A 17,488-nucleotide genomic window follows, 5' to 3' on the forward strand; every position below is an offset into this window, starting at 1 on the left:
GTCATTATAAAGACACTCCTTTTCTGACTGATTTGCACATGCCCTGGCACTTGCCGGGGTTGCCAGCGGCATTACTAATGCCGAAAATAGCTTCGGCTTTTAGGCCAGCATTTTCATCGGCCTCGGGCATCCATTTAGCGTAAATTTTGGCAATCATTGTCCAGTCGCGATGCCCCATCTGTTTCGCAACCCACATTGGATGTTCTCCAGCGCTTACCATCATTGAGGCATAGGTATGTCTGGTCTGGTAGGGCCATCTGTAGCGAACCCCAGCAGCTTTCAAAATTCGTATCCAGGCATCTCTAATTTGTTGGTCACCCGTCCAGCGTTGGCCAGTGCCAGGGTTTAGAAATATGGGATCACCTTTCAGGAACGTGTGCGGTCGTTGTGCCTGCAGCGCTTCAAGCGTGGGCTTTAGGATTTTGATTTCCCTCAGCCCTGACGCGGTTTTTGTTGTTTCAGCTTGACCTTTTGATGCTTGGGTCATAGCACGGCGAATTCTTATATAGCCACGAACAAAGTCAACATCTCCCCAATTTAGGGCAATTAATTCACTGGTTCGAACCCCTGTCCAGAACGAGAACTTGATTTGATTGGCCATGTCCTGGGTACATTTTGCCAAAATGGACCGTTGTTCTTCGATCGTGAATGGGTCAATGTCTTCCTCTTCCTTTATCTGAGCTTTTCTTTGGTAGCAGAAATCAGTCATGAAATTGGCATCCAATAGCTCATCATCAACTGCATCAGAAAGAGCCTTGCGAATAACGCTTTGTATATTTGCTAATCGCTTGTTGCCGCACCGCATGACTTCAAGCCAGTCTCGGGTGTCTTTGCGACGCCATTGAGGCAAGAGCAAATGGCCAAACTGAGGAATAACTAAGTTATCGATGATTTTCCGGTAACCCTCATAACTGGATGCTTTCAGAACGGGTTTTTGCGAACGAAGCCACTTTGTCAGATATTCTTCGACATGTTCTGTTTGACCGCTTGTGGTGAAAAACATCTTTGCTTTAGGGCTATCAGGGAAATAATTGGCATATTCAAATGTGCCCTGATCGATAGCATGAATAATTGCAGCTCGCTGCTTTTCAACGCGCTTCAGATTTTCTGGTGTTGGTTTTAGTTGAATATTTTCTCTGCATCTAAAGCCCTGGTACTGAAATGTAATTTGAATGCTGCTTTTTGATGCAGGCTTGACGCCACTACCATTCCTACTCATATGCAATTACCATAAAACAAAAACGAGCAACACCATGCTGGGCTTGAGTGTACGAGCTTTGGGTAAGACCTGAGACTAGGTTTCGGGCTCTACCCAAAACTGGCGAAAACTGTACAAAATAAAAAAGGTATGCCCCCTAATTAAGGGGGGCTGAGTATAATTTCGACTAAGTATTAGTCAATACCTGGGAGAGGATTACTCGCCATCCTCACAAGGGATTGTCTCACGACAGATCCGGCGTCCAAAACATCTGGATCGTCAGTACTGGCCCCTCTTGGCGCCAACTCACTGGCCTGGGGGGGACTGATTTTTCACGCGCTTTATCTCCTGCCGCCGTGCATTGTTGGGCAGCCGCGCAGTCCTTACCTCAAGGTAGGGCACGGTATTTATCAAGCTTCGGTTGTTAAGGAACGTGCTATACATCAGCAATTGGATGTATTGTTAGTCAATGACTTAGTAAAGTCAACAGCTACCTGACCGTTATATTTATTATTTATGAACCATGATCACCCTAACTCTTCCGACAATTCCGAATTTGATGCGCCATATCATGTAAAGCGTGCTATCAAAATTGTGGGAAATGGAGCGCTCTTAGCTGAAAAACTTGGTGTCACAGCGGTGACTATTAGTGACTGGTCATCAGGAAAACGCCCTGTGCCAATTATTCGATGTGTCGAGATCGAAGAGTTGACCTGTAATGAGGTGACTCGAAAACAGTTACGCCCAGAAGATTGGTATCAAATATGGCCAGATTTACGCGATAAAAAAGCATAATCATAAAGCGCTTTTATTATTTCTTCGGTAATGCCCTTGGCTGAGTTTATTGCGCCTTGTGTAAATGATGGTTAAGAACCCGGCCCCAGGTCGGGTTTTTTATTTATGGGGTTGTTTGTAATTCCATAGTTTTAGGCTCAGTGTTGTGATGCTGTAGGGCTAATGTCATCTCTTTTGGATGCGTCTGCTCAAGCCGTAGCAGTGGAGGGCGGATCTGCATACCCGGTTAGTGTGCCACATCGTTCTCGCGTTCAAGTGCTGCACGCCGCCAGCGGCGCTTGCGGCCACCTGGCCGTCTTCAACACTTGAGCGCTGCGCTGCGACGTGTCTTCAGGTTCCGGGCAGTTCCGCCCCAGCAACCGGAGAGACCGAATGGCAACTAAAGCACAAGAACAGAAATTCTTTAACACAGCCGATGAACATCAGCAGCAAATCATCAAGCTTTTGCGAGCGGTAGCGCGTTACCGCGGCCTGGATCAAACATGGTCCGACTGGGTGGAAATGGGTGCCATTGCCATAGCGAATGCCGTCGATAAAACGCAGTTCGAGCAGCGCGAGAAACGTTATCTTGAAATTGTGGCTCAGTATCAAAAAGAAGAAGTGAGCAGTTTAGTTAAGGCATTTGCGCACCTGGTGCAGTGCTGGGAGCAGCGCGTCGCAACAGGCGAGTTTGGTGACGTACTGGGCTCAACGTTCATGATGATGGACATGGGCAACGCAGGCACAGGACAGTTCTTCACCCCGTACGAAGTGTCTCGATTGATGGCTGGCATCTTGATGGCTGATCATAGCGTGCACCAGGCTCAATTGAAGCAGCAGGGATTCATTACCTTGCAAGAACCAGCATGCGGAGCGGGTGGGATGGTTGTTGCTGCGATACACACATTGGTTGACTCTGGCGTTAACTACCAGCAAGCGCTACATGTCACAGCCATCGATATTGATCGGCGATGCGTCCACATGACATACCTTCAGCTGGCGTTGTTGCATGCACCAGCAATCATCATTCAAGGAAATGCGCTCTCGCTGGAGGTGTTTGAAACATGGTACACACCAGCTCATATACTGGGCGGCTGGTCATCTCGTTTGCGCGAGCAACGGGCCATTGGCAACGTCGATCAGTTGCTGATGCCTGAAATGGAGCGGGCTGGAACTGAGTCGATTATGGCGGAGCCGGCTCAGCATGTAGTGCGCGCTATTAAAAAGGGAGTAGAGGCGGGGCAGATGAGCCTATTCTAGGTACTTAGATGGTGGGGGCTCGCAGGGGCCCCACCGATATTCGTGCTCAAGTTATAGTCTGCGCGTTTTTAGTTATTCTGCGAATCCTTGGCTTCTAAGTAATCCCGTAGCTCTTTGACACCTGGATAATCTCCACTTCGAATTTGCGCTCGCAGCTCATTGGAGTGTTTCGAGAGCTCAATTTCTCGATGAATGCGATTGGTGATGCTTTCCCACTCATCCCAATAGCTTTAGAGTGACCCTAGGGCTCGTAGTCGAAAAATATCGTAGAAGTAATCCAACAAACCATTGCACGGGTGCAGACTAGTCAAGGCAAGGTATCCATCTCTGCTGTTGCAAAGTTGGCGGAGGGCACTCCTGCCTTGATTCACAACACCTATCCTGATCTTGCCGAAAAAATCATGGGGCTGGTAGGCAAAACGACGCGAAGCCAATGCGCTGCCAAACATGACGCCCTAGTTCGTGAATGCGCGGTTAACCGAGCTCGGAGACAGGAGCTCGCAGACTTGGCTAAGCTTGCATCAATAAATCAAGTGCTTATCAATGAAGTGGCCTTGCTACAAGGCATAGCCACTGGAAAAGTGGCTTCAATTCTTCAATTAAAAAGCGTTGGCGTTTAGCCCTTTTAAAGGCTCTGGTCACGTTCGCTCTGGTTAATGACAATAATTTCTACGTCAGTTGTGAGAGCGTGTTTCGCCCCAGTTTGCACGGTCGTCCAGTGATTGTTCTGTTCTCAAATGACGGACTTGCCATTGCGCGCAGCAATGAGGCCAAGGCGCAAGGAATTTAGATGGGCGCGCTGTCGGCCAACTTTGCCTTGTATCGGGACATGGGCGACCGCATGATGAGCATCGCTGCTGGGCTTGGGCCAGTCCAGGAGATTTACTGAATCGAACCCCGAACATGGTTGCTCCAGTTTGGTAATGCAAAAGAACTGCATAATGCAGTACATTTACGTATCTCAGTTAATTAAATTCCGCTATGGCGTGCCTCAAAGACGAGACCCTTTCCATCCGTACCTCTGCCGAAATTAAGCAGCTTCTGCGATTGGCAGCGGATCGCGAGCGTCGCTCGGTGGCATCTATGATCGAAATTCTGGTGCTGGAGTATGCGCGAAGCCATGACTTGAGACCGAGCCACCCGAATGAAGACGCACCTAAGGCGAGTGTTTGATATGGCTGTAAGCAGATTCATAAGCCACCTGCTCGCAATACCAAAGCACTCATGATGGCCGGAACCGATTCATGACCACGACAGAACACCAAATCGAGCTGGACCTGATCGCCAAGCTCGGCGACCTCAAGTACACCTATCGCCCCGACATCCGCGACCGCAATGCGCTGGAAGCAAACTTCCGTACTAAGTTCGAGGCCCTCAACCGGGTGCGGCTGACGGACGGTGAGTTCCAACGCTTGTTGGAAAGTCTCATCACGCCCGACGTCTACAACGCCGCTCAAACGCTCCGCAGAATCAACGCCTTCGAGCGCGACGACGGCACGCCGTTGAACTACACCTTGGTGAACATCCGGGACTGGTGCAAGAACGACTTCGAGGTCGTCAATCAACTGCGCATGAACACCGATAGTAGCCATCACCGCTACGACGTGATGCTGCTCATCAACGGCGTGCCCGTGGTGCAGATCGAGTTAAAGTCGCTGGCAGTCAGCCCGCGCCGCGCTATGCAGCAGATCGTCGATTATAAGGGAGCCCCTGGCAACGGGCACGGCAAGACGCTGCTGTGTTTCCTACAGCTCTTCATCGTCAGCAACCGCACTGACACTTGGTACTTCGCTAACAACAACGCCCGGCACTTTAGCTTTAATGCCGACGAGCGCTTCTTGCCGGTCTACCAGTTCGCCAGCGAAGACAACAAGAAGGTCACCCAGCTTGACAGCTTCGCCGACAAGTTCCTGGCTAAGTGTACCCTGGGTCAGATGATCAGCCGCTACATGGTGCTGGTCGCCAGCGAGCAGAAGCTGCTGATGATGCGGCCGTACCAAATCTATGCCGTCAAAGCCATCGTGGAGTGCATCCACCAGAGCTGCGGCAACGGCTACATCTGGCACACCACCGGCTCGGGTAAGACGCTGACCTCGTTCAAGGCCTCCACCTTGCTTAAAGACAACCCGGACATCGACAAGTGCCTGTTCGTGGTGGATCGCAAAGACCTGGATCGCCAGACCCGCGAAGAGTTCAACCGCTTCCAGGAAGGCTGTGTCGAAGAGAACACCAACACCGAAGCACTGGTGCGCCGCCTGTTGTCCGACGACTACGCCGACAAAGTCATCGTCACCACCATCCAGAAGCTGGGCCTGGCGCTGGACGAGAACAGCACACGCAACAAACAGAAGGAAAAGCAAGGCCAAGAGACCTACAAGCAGCGTCTGGAGCCCCTGCGTGAACAGCGTGTGGTGTTCATCTTCGACGAGTGCCACCGCTCGCAGTTCGGCGAGAACCACAAGGCCATCAAAGAGTTCTTCCCAAAGGCCCAGTTGTTCGGCTTCACCGGCACGCCGATCTTCAAGGATAACGCCACGGCCGTGCAGATTGAGGGCCAGCAGGCCAGCTACCGCACCACGGACGACCTGTTCCAGCGCTGCCTGCACGAATACACGATCACGCACGCCATCGAAGACCAGAACGTCCTGAAGTTCCACATCGACTTCTTCAAGCCAGAGGGTAAGAAGCCACCCAAACCGGGCGAAGGCCTGCCGAAGGCCAAGGTCATCGAGACCATCCTTGCCAAGCACGATGCCGCCACCAACGGGCGCAAGTTCAATGCCGTACTGGCCACCGCCAGCATCAATGACGCCATCGAGTATTTTGAGGCCTTCAAGGAACTGCAGGACAAAAAACGTGCCGAGGATGATAGTTTCGTTTCGCTGAACGTGGCCTGCGTGTTCTCTCCCCCTGCCGAAGGCAACAAGGACGTGCAGCAGATTCAGGAAGACCTACCGCAGGAGAAGGTAGACAACCAGCAGGACCCCGAAGGCAAGAAGGCCGCGCTCACGCGCATCATGGCTGACTACAATGCGCGCTTCGGCACCAACCACCGCATCGCCGAGTTTGACCTGTACTACCAGGATGTGCAGAAGCGCATCAAGGACCAACAGTACCCCAATGCCGATCTGCCGCACGACCAGAAGATCGACATCACCATCGTGGTGGACATGCTGCTTACCGGTTTCGACTCCAAGTACCTCAACACCCTGTACGTGGACAAGAACCTGAAGTACCACGGCCTGATCCAAGCGTTCTCGCGCACCAACCGTGTCTTGAATGACAGCAAGCCCTATGGCAATGTGCTTGACTTCCGCCAGCAGCAAAAACCCGTGGAGGAGGCCATCGCGCTGTTCTCGGGCGAGAAGACCGACAACCCGCGCGAAATCTGGCTGGTTGACCCGGCACCTAAGGTCATCGATACCTTGCAAGCCGCCAAGCAAAAGCTGACGGACTTCATGCATTCGCAAGGGCTGACGAATGCCCCGGAAGACGTTGCCAACCTGAAGGGCGATGCCGCGCGTAGCCAGTTCGTCAACCTCTTCAAGGAAGTGCAGCGCCTCAAGACGCAGCTGGACCAATACACCGACCTGTCGGAAGAACAGAAAACGCAAATCACCCGGATCGTGCCGCCCGACCAGATGCTGGGCTTCAAAGGCGTGTACCTGGAAACCGCCAAGCGCTTGAAGGCCTTGCAAGACCGCGACCAAACTCCGCCCGAGGTGCAGCAGCTCGATTTTGAGTTCGTGCTCTTTGCCTCAGCCGTGATCGACTACGACTACATCATGGGCCTGATAGCGCGCATGACGCAGCAGAAGCCCGGCAAGCTGACCTTGAATCGTGAGCAGCTCATCGGCCTGATACAGGCCGACGCCAAGTTCATCGACGACCGCGAGGACATTACCGAGTACATCCGTTCTCTGCCCGTAGGCCAAGCGCTGGACGAGGATGACATACGCAAAGGCTTTGATCGCTTCAAAGCCGACAAGAAGCACCGTGCGCTGGCAGACATCGCACAACGCCACGGCTTAGGTGCCGATGCGCTGCAAGCCTTCGTCAGTGGCGTGCTCCGCCGGTACATCTTTGACGGTGAAGCCTTGAGTGAGCTTATGGCGCCGCTGGACTTAGGCTGGAAGGCCCGTACACAAAAGGAGCTTGCGTTGATGGAAGAGCTGACGCCGCTCCTGCACAAACTGGCCCAAGGGCGAGAAATCTCAGGATTGAGTGCATATGAGCAATAAAAAGAACACCGCAATGACGAAGCAAAGTGAGCATCAAGTAGCACAGCCTCAAATTCGCTTCCCTGAGTTTAAAGGTTCGCAACCTTGGACTACCGAGCTTGGTGGGGATGCTTTTGATCAGATTAACAATAAAGATCACAACTCTGACCTGCCGGTTTTGGCTGTAACTCAGGAGCATGGCGCGGTTCCACGAGACATGATTGACTATCATGTATCTGTAGCCGATTCGAGCATCGAAGGTTATAAGGTCGTAGAAGTTGGCGACTTCATCATTAGCCTAAGATCATTCCAGGGGGGCATTGAATTTTCAACTTACCGCGGTATTTGCAGTCCCGCGTACGTCATTCTTCGACTCAAGAATGGCCACTCTAAAGAGTATTTCAGGCATTACCTGAAAACGGATCGATTCATTCGCCAATTAACAAAGAATCTTGAGGGGCTGCGTGATGGAAAAATGATCAGTTATAAGCAGTTCTCTGAACTGCATTTAGCGATCCCATCGCATAGGGAGCAACAACGAATCGCCGACTGCCTATCATCCCTCGATGAGCTGATTACAGCGGAGGGCAAAAAACTGGACGCCCTCAAGGCCCACAAGAAGGGCTTAATGCAGCAGCTTTTCCCTCGCGAAAGCGGAACCGTTCCCCGACTTCGCTTCCCTGAGTTTTTGGGGGCAGGGGATTGGAAAATGAAAAAAATATCCGCTCTGCTCACAAAGGTGGTAAATCCGGTGGATGTATCTGGTGACGCGATATATCGAGAAATAGGCATTCGATCACATGGAAGAGGTCTATTTCACAAAGAACCCGTTAGCGGAAAAGCGCTGGGCGAGAAACGAGTTTTCTGGGTGAAAGAAGATGCCTTTGCGGTCAACATTGTTTTCGCTTGGGAACAGGCTGTCGCTGTTACGTCGGCGGCGGAAAGAGGAATGATCGCCTCTCATCGGTTTCCCATGTATGTGGCTCAGAAGAACAAATCCGATGTCGAGTTCATAAAATATTTCTTCCTGACAAAGAAGGGAAAAGAACTACTGGGGATAGCATCTCCTGGGGGGGCCGGAAGAAACAAGACACTTGGTCAGAAGGATTTTGAAAAGTTGGAATTTCTTTCTCCAGAATACGTAGAAGAACAAGTCGCAATCGCCCGTTTTCTGTCTTCCCTCGACGATATAATCGCCGCACAAGACAAGAAGATCGACCACCTGAGGACTCATAAGCGAGGCCTGATGCAGCGGCTGTTTCCGGTCATTGACGAGATGCACGCATGAAGCCGGGACAAACCTTCTCCGACCTACCAGCGCTGGTCGGCCACCTGCGCAGTGAATTGGCAAACAAGAAGACTATCGTCCTGTACGCCTACAACGGCACCGGCAAAACACGCCTGTCCATGGCCTTCAAAGACGTCGGTAAACAGGATGATGCCGACAACGAAGCACGCGACACCCTGTACTTCAACGCCTTCACCGAAGACCTCTTCCATTGGGACAACGACCTTGAGGGTGACAGTGACCGCAAGCTGACGCTGAACCCTAATTCGCGCTTTTTCGCTGGTTTGGCCGAGCTGGAGATGGATAACCGCATCCGGCCGTTGCTGCAGCGCTATGCTGACTTCGACTTCCGCATCGACACCCAGGAATGGGCCGTGCGGTTTTCGCGTAGCGTAGACGGGCAAGTCATCGACAATATCAAGGTCTCGCGAGGCGAGGAGAACATTTTCGTCTGGTGCTTCTTCCTCGCCATCATGCAGTTGGCGATGGACCCGAACATTGAGGCCTACCGATGGGTGAAATACGTCTACATTGATGACCCGATCTCTTCGCTCGACGAGCACAACGCCATCTCCGTGGGCAACCACTTGGCGCAATTGCTGGTCAAGGCTGACAACTCGTTGAAGGTGGTCATCTCGTCGCACCATCCGTTATTCTTCAACGTGATGCATAACGAACTGGGTGTGCGTACTTCGAAGAAGGCGTCCGCCCATTTCCTGTCGCGTTCAAAGGTGGATGATTCATACACCCTCACTTACACCGGGGCGACGCCGTTCTTCCACCATGTGGCGGTGCTGACGGATTTGTACCAGGCAACACAGTCGGGCGAGCTGTACACCTACCATTTCAATATGCTGCGCTCGGTGCTGGAGAAATCAGCGAGCTTTCACGGCTTCTCGAAGTTCTCGGATTGCATCCCAACAGACGAGGCAGACGATCCGGAAGGCGTGCTGCATGCGCGGCTCATCAACATCATGAGCCACGGCGACTATTCTTTGTTCGAGCCCGTCCCGATGGGGAGTGAGAATAAAGAGCACTTCAAGAAGATTCTGGATGGCTTCCTGAGTCGCTACCCATTCAATCCAAAATTGTTCCCTCAGCCTGACCCGGCTGCTGAATAAGCAGGTACACCATGACCGATCTCGAAAAACAAAAACTGGGCAGGACCCTCTGGGCGATTGCCGACCAACTGCGTGGCGCCATGAACGCCGACGATTTCCGCGATTACATGCTCGCCTTCCTGTTTCTACGGTACCTGTCGGATAACTATGAGGCGGCAGCCAAGAAAGAGCTGGGTGCAGATTACCCCCAACTGGAGCCGGAAGATCGTCTGAGTCCTTTGTCTTTTTGGTATTCCGACAACGCAGAAGATACGCCAGAGTTTGAAAAGCAAATGCGCCGCAAGGTGCACTATGTCATCGAACCTCAATATCTATGGACCAATATTTCTGAGATGGCTCGAACTCAGGATGATGAGCTTCTCAGTACGTTACAAGACGGTCTCAAATACATTGAGGAAGCATCATTCGCAAGCACTTTCAGAGGCCTGTTCTCAGAGATCAACTTAGCTTCTGAAAAGCTGGGAAAGACTTATACAGAGCGTAACACCCGTCTGTGCAAGATCATCAGAGAGATAGCGGACGGGTTGAGCCAGTTCTCGACCGACAGCGATACGTTGGGTGATGCCTATGAATACCTGATCGGGCAGTTCGCAGCAGGTTCGGGCAAGAAGGCGGGCGAGTTCTATACACCGCAGCCCATCTCCACCATCTTGTCGACCATCGTTACGCTGGACGGGCAGGAGCCCGCCACGGGCCAGCGCACGCACTTGGACAGCGTTCTGGACTTTGCCTGCGGCTCGGGTTCGCTGCTACTGAATGTGCGCCACCGCATGGGGCTGCACGGCATCGGCAAGATTTATGGACAAGAGAAGAACATCACCACCTACAACTTGGCGCGCATGAACATGCTGCTGCACGGAGTGAAGGATTCGGAGTTCGACATCTTCCATGGCGACACCCTGTTTAACGAATGGGATGCCCTGCGCGAGACCAACCCAGCCAAAATGCCGAAGTTCGATGCGGTGGTAGCCAACCCGCCATTCAGCTACCGCTGGGATCCCTCCGAATCGCTCAGTGAGGATATGCGCTTCAAGAACTACGGTCTGGCACCCAAGTCTGCAGCGGACTTCGCGTTCCTGCTGCATGGCTTCCACTTCCTGAAGCAGGATGGCGTGATGGCCATCATCCTGCCGCACGGGGTGTTGTTCCGGAGTGGTGCCGAGGCCCGCATTCGCACCAAGCTACTCAAGGATGGACACATCGACACGGTGATTGGCCTGCCCGCCAACCTGTTCTTTTCAACCGGCATCCCGGTGTGCATCCTAGTGCTGAAGAAGTGCAAAAAGCCGGACGACGTGCTGTTCATCAATGCCGCAGAAGAGTACGACAAAGGCAAGCGACAGAACGTGCTTCAGCCCAAGCACATCAACAAGATCATCGACACCTATCAGTTTCGCAAGGAAGAGCAACGCTACTCGCGCCGCGTGAGCATGGAAGAAATCGAGAAGAACGATTTCAACCTGAACATCTCGCGCTACGTGAGTACGGCCGAGGCGGAGGAAGAGATCGATCTAGCGAAGGTGCATGCCGAGCTGTTAGCCGTGGACCAGAAGGTCAAGACCGCCACGCAGCAGTACAACGAGTTCCTCAAGCAGTTGGGGCTACCGAGTCTCCCATGATTGTGTGTTGAATATTGGGACGAGAGCCTTGGCCATATCAGCGATCATTTCCCTGCGAGGGGATGGGCGGCTGCTCTCATGGGAAGAAGTGCCAGCAGACAAGCAACGATTCATGTGTTCACGTCGCTCGGTAAATCTGTTCTGGAGCTGCAGGACCTTGAGCAGGCCATCAGCACGTTCACCAGTCGTGCCGCTGAGAGGTTGCGGACCCGGCAGGGTGTGACAGCGTCAATTCTCATGTTCATCCGCACCAGCTATTTTCGCAACGACTCACAGTATGCAGGCAGGATGGTGGTACTCCTACTGACGCCGATGAACCGCACGGCTAGCCTGGTGCAAGTAGCATTGCAGGGCTTGCATAACATCTATCGCGAAGGCTTCAAATACTCAAAAGCCGAGGTTTGCTTATTGGATCTCGCTACGCAGCAGCAAGAGGAGGCACAACGCAGTTTATTTTCGTCTGGCCCAGCAGCCGGCAGGACCGACAGATCTGCCCTAATGTCGGTGCTGGATAGCCTCAATCAGCGGTACGGCTGCAGTACAAGTGCAGCGGCCAGTTCGTTCGCGCCAGACGATGCTTTGTGGAAAATGAAGCAAGAACGAATGACATCGGCATACACCACAGACTGGAGTCAAATTGTGGATGTTTGGAAGTCAGGGGGGCTTGGTTGAAGCTGGTCGTGGATTAAAGAGTAGTTTGTCGTAATAAGAACGTAGCGATTGCCATAATAGTGCCTTCTGCAAAATACATCACAGCGTACAGCGCGTAGGGTGGTGGTTTCACTCCTTTCAAGGTCTTGATCATCATAGGATTTGAGATCGAGGTATCACGGGGTTGTCAAAGCCCTATCGCACGATAGGCATGGAATATGTCAGCGGTAATGAGCAAACCAATCGGTGGCACCCACCACATGAAATTGCTAAAGACTGAATTATCGCGTCCATCCGTTTCCTTTTGATCAATTACCACTTAATGGTCTGTCGTTGAGTTCAACGAGTTCCATTTAGCTTTTTTGACTTCGGCCCTATTGCGCCTGCGCGCTTTGCTTGCCAGGGCCGCGTTGCGGTCTAGTTGGTGTGCTCCGCACAAAAGGCGCTCGCCGCGCGGCTGTGGTGCGTCCTCTCATCACTGGGCTACCGCGAATCCGGTCTCGTCAGTCCGTCGCCCCAACAACGCCGACCGTACCACTCCAGGCCCGCACTCCAAGGGCTTTCGCGGCATAAACCACTCGCTTCGCTCCCTATTTATTCCACGGTCCCTTTCCGTTTGTCCTTCCATGGTTCGGCACGGCAAGGGCGACGAACTAACGAGACCGGCGGCACACACCGCAAGCCGAAATGTAGAACGCAACACATATCTACAAATCGGGCTCGGAATCTTCGATCCCGGTCAGCGGTTAATCCTTGGAATGTTTAAAGGGGGGATTCATGGAAGCAGAGAAAACTCGGCTTAAGGGGTACATCGTAACAGTGAAAGACGGTGATGAAACTACTGAAACTCACTATGTGGTCAAGCCAAATGGAGCTGTTCTGTTCAGTTCTGGCCACGACCCACTAGACCCTCATTTTGGCCCACGAAATAGCGATGATTGGGGCCAGTCATCAAACTTGCCTGAGTGCGCGGTGTTCGTTGGTTTTTTCTACAGACACATTGCATAAAGAAGCCCCTGTTCGGCGGCAACCGAAACAGGGGCAGGCATCACACAACCTTGAAGGAGTTCACGTAATGCAAGTTGATCTTATCAAATTAGCCCAGGAATGGCGAGAAGCCCATGCTACCGCGACACCCTTTCGTTTGCCAGCACTGACCGTTGCCCAGTTAGGGCGATTGTCTGCATTGCTTTCTGACGCATTGCCTGTTGTTGGTAATTCGACGGTTCATTGATTCAGTGGGAAAACACACCATGAAACATAAGGCTATTCAACTTGACCCGCGCAAACTGATTGTTTCGGAGCAGTATCAGGCTCGCAAAACAGCAAGTCAGACACCGTTGCCTCAACTGGCTGAATCCATTGCGGCTATCGGCCTGCTTCATGCCCTGGCTGTGGTCAAAAGCAAAAAACGTGGTTTCCATGAGGTTATCGCAGGGGGACGGCGTTTGCAGGCAATCCATCTTTTGCTAGACGATGGCCGTTGGCCAGAAGGGCAATCAGTTGCCGTCAATCTCTACGAAGAAGAAAACGCCCTGCTTGTATCGATTACTGAGAACGTGCAGCGTGAACAGATGCACCCAGCAGACGAGTTTGAATCATTTGCAGAGCTGATAGATCAAGGCAAAACCATTGAAGATGTGGCTGCCGCATTTGGTGTCACGGCAACCGTTGTGCGCCGCCGCTTGCAGTTGGGCCGAGTTGCGCCAGTATTGATGCAGGCATATCGTGACAATGAATTGCCACTGGATGCGCTGATGGCGTATGCAATGACGGACAATCAAGAGCGTCAAGTGCAGGTCTATTCCAATCTGAATATGTGGGACCGCAAGAGCCCTCGTGTTATTCGCGGGATGATTGAAGAAGCCATGACAGCTAATCACCGGCTGGTGCATTTTATCGGCCTGGACGCTTATCAAGCGGCTGGCGGCGGGGTGACGAGAGATTTGTTTGCTGATGAAGATGACCTGAACGGTATCTATCTAATTGATAGAGCTTTGGTTGATCGACTGGCGCTCAGCAAGTTGCAAGATACTGCTGCCAGTTTGAGGGCGCAGGGCTGGGCTTGGGCAGAGGTCACACTTGATTCTGAACCAGTCAGCAATCGCTATGGACGTGTTTATCCTGAGCAGGTTGATTTGACGCCGGAGCAAGCGGCGGCGATTGACCAGTTGCAAATCCAAGAAAAAACGCTGATGCATGACATAGCGATTCTGGAAGACGAGGAAGAAAAGGCTGATGAAGATGAATGGCAAGCATTGCATCAGCAGCTTGACGAACTACAAGAGCAAATCCGTACGATTGAAAACCAGTGCGAAGCCTATACCGACAGTCAGAAAAACGTAGCAGGTTGCATTGTCCGTCTGGATTACCAAGGTGTACTGGACATAGTTGAAGGGTTGATTCGTCCAGAAGATCGTGCGCAAGCTCAGGAGCAGCAAAAAGACGCTGAGGGAGTAGGGCGTGTTTCCCTGCCAGCAGTGAAGACCCGCCCAACGCATTCTGAACGCTTGGTGCGCCAGTTGACCGCCAATAAAACGGCCATTGTGCAAGCCGCCCTGGCCAACAATCCTAATGTGGCTTTGGCTGTGCTGGTCGCTCAACTGGCGCGTCGTCATTATGGCACTGGCTATTACAGTCACGGTGGTTTTGGATTGGGTATTTCGACCAGTTGCGAGCCCTTGGTGACAGACGCGCCAGACTTTCAGGAAAGCCGCGCTGGTCAAGAGTTGTCGCGTATCGAGCAACATTGGGGTGATGTGATTACTCCAGGTAGCGATGGTGGTGAGTTGACCTGGGCGCTGAGCCAAGATACCGAAACGTTGCTTGAGCTGTTGGCCTATTTGGTGGCCATTACCGTACAGGGTATTCAACACCAGGAGTCCAGTCAGGCGAACACGCTTGATCAACTGGCCGGGTTGCTAAACATCCAGATTCCTGAATGGTGGAGTGCCACAACTGCAACCTACCTAAGCCATGTCTCGAAAGACCGGTTGGTGGAAGTCGTTTCCGAAGGGGCTTCGCCCGAGCAAGCGGCACCACTAATGCGGATGAAGAAGAAAGAGGCGATTAGAGCGGCAGAGCAAGCCCTTGCTGGCACCGGTTGGTTGCCATCAATTATGAGGCTTAAAGACTAATTTCCGGAGGTGCTAGCCTACTGCGGAGTAGCACCTGAGTGATAAAAATGTTTCTGTCGTGGTTGACTAGAGTTTCTTGAACGTATTCTCAAGTAAGGGCTAATCTGGATTGGCTGTTGCTGTTCGTATCGCTGCTGCGAAAGCTGCATCATCGAGTGCTTCACCGTACTTTATGGCTTGTGCGAACAGGTCTTCTGCATAGCGAATTAGCTTCGAGGTTATTGGGTATTCAGAGGCTTGGAACAAATCGAGGCGATTGAGACGCTCACGAGCGCTAGGATGGGTATTGGGACGTATTGATGAAGTGTGGCCAGTACGGTTCAAACGTTGGGTTAGCAGTTTTCCGATCTCTTCGATGACATCCATATAAATGAACAGTAAGCGAACTCCGTTAGATTCGGCCTGGAATTCATGTAATAGTTCGATGACTCCTTGGGTTGGAGCTGTCTCACCGGCCGGTTCCTCCATTTCAAAGTTGAATCGAAGACGGTTATAGAGGGCTGACCGTAGAGCCTGCTGTGCAAACGCGTCGGCGGCAAACTCGAATTCATTTCGCAAGCCTGGCGGCTCATCCTTGTTTGAAGTAGCTTGCATCCGACGCCCGTGATCAAGTGCCAAGTGCCCTAATTCATGACGAATAATGAAGTCAACTTGGCTTGCCGTGATTGTATGAGAGTAGCGCGCTATGTCTGAGTCTAATAGTACATGGTAACGTGCGAGGCTACGGACCGGTACCGCAGAGATCGACTGAAAGTATATTGCGACAGGCAATAGACTCGCCCAAACACGCTCTAGTCGACGAGGCCCTGCCAAGTGCTGAGTGTGAAAGAAGTGAAGCAACATGCGATTGAGGCATTTTAGAATTGGCTCCAGCGCATAGTTCAGTCCGATCAGGCCATGGGTGTCATACCGATAGGAGCGGGCGTTGAAGGCAGGGTCCTTCAGAAGTACGCAAGCAAAATTGTCCAGCGAGTGGGCATCTATTTGCTCATCAGGGATTGTCGCCATGACACGGAGAAATCCAAGGCGACCCCAGTAGGGCAACAATGCATTGGGTGACTCAAGGTCTTCCCCCTGAGACTGGGCGACCTGAGTTAGGACGACCTCTAGGGCGTACTCGAAAGTTCCTGCTCGTTGGACACCCTCTTCAGATTCTGCGTCATCCCAGCTTAATCCAATTAGTGATCGAAGGGCTAGGTACGCCATTTCGGCAGCAGGAACCGGCGCGCTTTTTTGCAGGCTCCTGATGGCCTTCTGCTGCAATGGGTTTTTTGTGAAATTAGCATAATCCACCACTTGGAGCTGTTCCAGGTCGAAATAGAACTTCGGTTGGGCCCCTTTGCCCACTATGCTTTCAGCGACTCGAGTAGTCTCGGCAAGAATCCAGTTCAATTTCTCTTTCTGGACAACAGGTAGACACAGGTCATTATCGGAATCCATGAAGGATACATAGCGATTGTTCCAGCCTCCTGGCATGCTCACTCCAGTAGTTCGTTCGTCGTCGGGGCAGATTGCCACAGTTTTCATTATTGCGTCTGATTTCAAGTTGCCAACAAGCTCGATGGGTCGGCAAAGTTGGCTGACTCAGTGGACTTGGCCTTTTAAGTGTCCTGTCCCTTGCGTAAGAATAATCGGAGTTTTTGCCCTCCTCGGCGGGAAGGATAGGGCGTCCCAGCCACCTCAAAGCCCAGGCGATTGAGAGTTGTATGCATCGCAACGTTGTCTGCTCTGGCTGTGGCGAATACGCCTTTCCCCTCACTCTGTTTTAATGCTTCGCTAGCCACAACATGGGAATAGCGTCGGTTCCGAGCGAACGGATAGACGAAGACCCACCCTAGCTCGAACGGATAACGCGCCTCCGCTAATTTAATCTCCGCGTACCCTGCAATACGCTCTCGGTAGGCAGGCACTGGTGATTTCAGCGCGGCGATAGCTGCTAAGACCTTGACCTCGCGCAAGAAAACAATTGACCTCGCTAGCATTATCCGATCTTGGAGTCCGTGGGGATTAACTTCATCGCCCTCGAGAACAGCTAGTTGGAACTCATTGATTTCTTCCGTTGAGAGCTTGTTGGGGGGCTTGGACTGAAGCGTTGATGTCATAGTTGTCTGCACCAATAGATTTCATTTTTAGTCCGATTTTGGAGGACTGGATCGGGGTGAGCATGGCTATGATTAAATCATACCAAACGCTTACCACGAGTGATCGATTTGGGTCTTG

General features: G+C 52.1%; 12 protein-coding genes and 1 pseudogene. 10 read left to right on the top strand and 3 right to left on the bottom strand.

Going from position 1 to position 17,488, the window contains the following annotated elements; genetic code table 11:
- Nucleotides 1-4: 4 nt before the first annotated feature.
- On the bottom strand, nt 5-1,219 hold the full coding sequence (locus tag ACU6HM_RS12530) for an Arm DNA-binding domain-containing protein (RefSeq protein ID WP_446763868.1): 1,215 nt from the start codon (nt 1,217-1,219) through the stop codon (nt 5-7).
- A gap of 495 nt (nt 1,220-1,714) precedes the next feature.
- On the opposite strand from ACU6HM_RS12530, the gene ACU6HM_RS12535 reads away from it, so the two are divergent.
- From ACU6HM_RS12535 to ACU6HM_RS12580, 10 genes and pseudogenes are all read left to right on the top strand, one after another.
- A complete protein-coding gene (locus tag ACU6HM_RS12535) occupies nt 1,715-1,993 on the top strand; it encodes a YdaS family helix-turn-helix protein (RefSeq protein WP_446763869.1) in 279 nt (92 codons plus the stop codon).
- A gap of 372 nt (nt 1,994-2,365) precedes the next feature.
- Complete coding sequence (locus ACU6HM_RS12540) at nt 2,366-3,232, top strand: N-6 DNA methylase (RefSeq protein WP_446763870.1); 867 nt, start codon at nt 2,366-2,368, stop codon at nt 3,230-3,232.
- Between the two features lie 634 nt (nt 3,233-3,866).
- A pseudogene (locus tag ACU6HM_RS12545) lies at nt 3,867-4,118 on the top strand (Y-family DNA polymerase); the annotation flags it as partial.
- Between the two features lie 358 nt (nt 4,119-4,476).
- Complete coding sequence (locus tag ACU6HM_RS12550) at nt 4,477-7,473, top strand: type I restriction endonuclease subunit R (protein ID WP_446763871.1); 2,997 nt, start codon at nt 4,477-4,479, stop codon at nt 7,471-7,473.
- Nucleotides 7,463-8,740, top strand: coding sequence for a restriction endonuclease subunit S (locus ACU6HM_RS12555; protein ID WP_446763872.1), 1,278 nt, complete (start codon nt 7,463-7,465; stop codon nt 8,738-8,740). The genes ACU6HM_RS12550 and ACU6HM_RS12555 overlap by 11 nt, the downstream gene beginning before the upstream one ends.
- Complete coding sequence (locus ACU6HM_RS12560; RefSeq protein WP_446763873.1) at nt 8,737-9,861, top strand: AAA family ATPase; 1,125 nt, start codon at nt 8,737-8,739, stop codon at nt 9,859-9,861. The genes ACU6HM_RS12555 and ACU6HM_RS12560 overlap by 4 nt, the downstream gene beginning before the upstream one ends.
- A gap of 11 nt (nt 9,862-9,872) precedes the next feature.
- Nucleotides 9,873-11,480 (top strand): type I restriction-modification system subunit M, encoded by a 1,608-nt coding sequence (locus tag ACU6HM_RS12565; RefSeq protein WP_446763874.1) that lies wholly within the window; start codon nt 9,873-9,875, stop codon nt 11,478-11,480.
- Nucleotides 11,481-11,558: 78 nt separating this feature from the next.
- On the top strand, nt 11,559-12,152 hold the full coding sequence (locus ACU6HM_RS12570) for a DUF4113 domain-containing protein (protein WP_446763875.1): 594 nt from the start codon (nt 11,559-11,561) through the stop codon (nt 12,150-12,152).
- Nucleotides 12,153-13,206: 1,054 nt separating this feature from the next.
- Nucleotides 13,207-13,365 (top strand): hypothetical protein, encoded by a 159-nt coding sequence (locus ACU6HM_RS12575; RefSeq protein WP_395029686.1) that lies wholly within the window; start codon nt 13,207-13,209, stop codon nt 13,363-13,365.
- Between the two features lie 19 nt (nt 13,366-13,384).
- Entirely contained in the window at nt 13,385-15,268 is a 1,884-nt protein-coding gene (locus ACU6HM_RS12580) for a ParB/RepB/Spo0J family partition protein (RefSeq protein WP_446763876.1), read from the top strand.
- A gap of 99 nt (nt 15,269-15,367) precedes the next feature.
- On the opposite strand, the gene ACU6HM_RS12585 is transcribed toward ACU6HM_RS12580, so the two are convergent.
- Nucleotides 15,368-16,708 carry a hypothetical protein gene (locus tag ACU6HM_RS12585; RefSeq protein ID WP_446763877.1) on the bottom strand — a complete coding sequence of 447 codons (1,341 nt, stop codon included), beginning with the start codon at nt 16,706-16,708 and terminating at the stop codon, nt 15,368-15,370.
- Between the two features lie 161 nt (nt 16,709-16,869).
- Nucleotides 16,870-17,370, bottom strand: a complete 501-nt coding sequence (locus ACU6HM_RS12590; protein ID WP_446763878.1) for a hypothetical protein — start codon at nt 17,368-17,370, stop codon at nt 16,870-16,872.
- Nucleotides 17,371-17,488: the final 118 nt, after the last annotated feature.

The organism is Alcaligenes sp. RM2, from assembly GCF_052931795.1.

Excerpts from the sequence above, each read along its gene's own strand:
- ACU6HM_RS12590 (WP_446763878.1), bottom strand. The coding sequence starts at position 17,370 with ATGACATCAACGCTTCAGTCCAAGCCCCCCAACAAGCTCTCAACGGAA.
- ACU6HM_RS12530 (WP_446763868.1), bottom strand. The coding sequence starts at position 1,219 with ATGAGTAGGAATGGTAGTGGCGTCAAGCCTGCATCAAAAAGCAGCATT.
- ACU6HM_RS12550 (WP_446763871.1), top strand. The coding sequence starts at position 4,477 with ATGACCACGACAGAACACCAAATCGAGCTGGACCTGATCGCCAAGCTC.
- ACU6HM_RS12565 (WP_446763874.1), top strand. The coding sequence starts at position 9,873 with ATGACCGATCTCGAAAAACAAAAACTGGGCAGGACCCTCTGGGCGATT.
- ACU6HM_RS12555 (WP_446763872.1), top strand. The coding sequence starts at position 7,463 with ATGAGCAATAAAAAGAACACCGCAATGACGAAGCAAAGTGAGCATCAA.
- ACU6HM_RS12580 (WP_446763876.1), top strand. The coding sequence starts at position 13,385 with ATGAAACATAAGGCTATTCAACTTGACCCGCGCAAACTGATTGTTTCG.
- ACU6HM_RS12540 (WP_446763870.1), top strand. The coding sequence starts at position 2,366 with ATGGCAACTAAAGCACAAGAACAGAAATTCTTTAACACAGCCGATGAA.
- ACU6HM_RS12575 (WP_395029686.1), top strand. The coding sequence starts at position 13,207 with ATGCAAGTTGATCTTATCAAATTAGCCCAGGAATGGCGAGAAGCCCAT.
- ACU6HM_RS12560 (WP_446763873.1), top strand. The coding sequence starts at position 8,737 with ATGAAGCCGGGACAAACCTTCTCCGACCTACCAGCGCTGGTCGGCCAC.
- ACU6HM_RS12570 (WP_446763875.1), top strand. The coding sequence starts at position 11,559 with ATGGGAAGAAGTGCCAGCAGACAAGCAACGATTCATGTGTTCACGTCG.
- ACU6HM_RS12585 (WP_446763877.1), bottom strand. The coding sequence starts at position 16,708 with ATGGATTCCGATAATGACCTGTGTCTACCTGTTGTCCAGAAAGAGAAA.
- ACU6HM_RS12535 (WP_446763869.1), top strand. The coding sequence starts at position 1,715 with ATGAACCATGATCACCCTAACTCTTCCGACAATTCCGAATTTGATGCG.